This window comes from Salmonella sp. NW1250 (genome assembly GCF_051812965.1).
Lineage (GTDB): Bacteria > Pseudomonadota > Gammaproteobacteria > Enterobacterales > Enterobacteriaceae > Salmonella > Salmonella enterica.
The window spans coordinates 1-1,803 of the sequence record NZ_JAMNDD010000031.1 but is presented as its reverse complement, the minus strand read 5'-3'; the positions used below and the strand labels follow the sequence as shown (position 1 = coordinate 1,803).

Genomic DNA, 1,803 nt, shown 5'->3' with positions numbered 1-1,803 from the left:
ATCCGCCACGCGATATCTTCATTGAGCTCTTCGCCCAGCCTGCCGCGAATGTCGTAGGCCTTGAAACAGGTTAATTTATTCATGATTCAATTATCTTTTTTGTAACGTTCTTTCTGCCGAACAATATCATCTTCTCCCAAATAATCTCCTGAACTGACTTCTATAAGATTAAGAGGAATAACACCTGGATTCTCCAGACTATACGTTGCACCCAATGGAATATAAATCGACTCATTGGCAGTCACTAGCATCGTTTTATCATCCAGGGTGACTTTAGCCGTACCAGAAAGTACAATCCAGTGTTCTGAACGATGATGATGCATACGCAAGGAAAGCCCTTCTCCTGGTTTGACAATGATCTTCTTAACTTTATATCGCTCACCCTGATCTATTGAGTCGAATTTACCCCATGGACGAAAAACCTCACGATGGACAATATACTCTGTACGCTCTTGAGCCTTTAGCATCTCAACGATCTTTTTTACATCCTGGACATCAGATTTTTTAGAAACAAGTATGGCATCTTTTGTTTGTACAATAACAATATCTTCAACACCTACAGCAGCAACCAATGCTGACTCTGAGTATATGTAGTTATTTTTAGTGTTGTATGTCAGAATGTCGCCCTTACAAACATCTCCCTCATCTGTTTTTTCGCTGATATCCCATAAAGACTGCCAAGAACCAACATCACTCCAACCAATATCAATCGGGCAGACAATGCAACGCTCCGTTTTTTCCATAACAGCAAAATCAATAGATTCTGCAGGACAATCTTTAAATAAAGTTTCTGGAAGGCGAATAAAATCAAGATCGCGATATGAAGAAGAAAGCACCTGCTCACAAACGCTATAAATATCTGGTCTGAATTTTTTTAACTCATTCAGATAAACAGTGGCTTTAAACATAAATATGCCGCTATTCCAGAAATAATCCCCTGTTGAAATATATTTCTCTGCTTTTAATCTATCCGGCTTTTCAACAAATTTTTTCACATGATAAAAATCTGTTTCAGTTGAATTTGCATTTACAGAGAAAGGCACACCACGCTCTATATAGCCATAACCAGTCTCAGCATATTCAGGTATGATACCAAATGTAACAATATTGCCGTTTTCGGCAATGGGGACTGCTTTCTTAACGGCATTACAGAAAACTTCTTCTTTAGCGATAATATGATCGGCTGCAAGAACTAAAAGTAAAGGATCCTCCTGCTCCTTACGTCTAAGCGCTGATAATGCAGCAAGAGCAATCGCTGGAGCTGTATTTCTCCCATACGGTTCAAGAATGATATTATTATGTAGTTGATCTATTTGCCGTAACTGCTCCGCAACAATAAAACGGTGCTGCTCGTTTGTTATAACCAATGGTTCATTACATGCAAGTGCCGACAACCGAAGCAGGGTTGTCTGTAATAAGGAATTTTTTCCAGAAAGTTGTAAAAATTGTTTTGGGTAAAGTTCTCGAGATAGAGGCCAAAGACGGCTCCCTGTACCACCAGCCATTACAACAGCAATTAAGGGTACATCAGACATACTTGACGTCCTTTTTGTCTAAACCAATGACAGAATGGGGTTCATTTTGAAAATAAGCTCGACTATTCTCGTGGACGTTCTCGCCTGCCAGAAGCTGTTCCGGCGTCAGCCAGCGGTAACTGCCATGCTGGGTGTCAGGCAGGCGTAAATCGCTCTCCGCCACGCGCAGACGAAAGCCGAGCACGATGTAATGAGTTGAAAAATCCTCACCGGAAAAGTTGTCGTCATAGAAGTGCTGCCAGACGCCATAAAACGTCCCTGCCGCCAG

The 1,803-nt window shown here is 41.3% G+C and carries 3 protein-coding genes; all 3 read right to left on the bottom strand.

The features are described 5' to 3' along the window. The coding region (locus NBA72_RS24080; protein WP_233152473.1) for a hypothetical protein at window positions 1–83 on the bottom strand (83 nt) is incomplete at its 3' end. 3 nt (window positions 84–86) lie between these two features. Then, complete coding sequence (locus NBA72_RS24075) at window positions 87–1,535, bottom strand: mannose-1-phosphate guanylyltransferase/mannose-6-phosphate isomerase (protein WP_023194590.1); 1,449 nt, start codon at window positions 1,533–1,535, stop codon at window positions 87–89. Then, on the bottom strand, window positions 1,528–1,803 hold a 276-nt coding region (locus NBA72_RS24070), incomplete at its 5' end, for an NUDIX domain-containing protein (RefSeq protein ID WP_347176066.1). The genes NBA72_RS24075 and NBA72_RS24070, both read right to left, overlap by 8 nt.

What these genes read in the sequence shown, in the direction of transcription:
- NBA72_RS24075 (WP_023194590.1), bottom strand. Translation starts at nt 1,535, where the DNA reads ATGTCTGATGTACCCTTAATTGCTGTTGTAATGGCTGGTGGTACAGGG.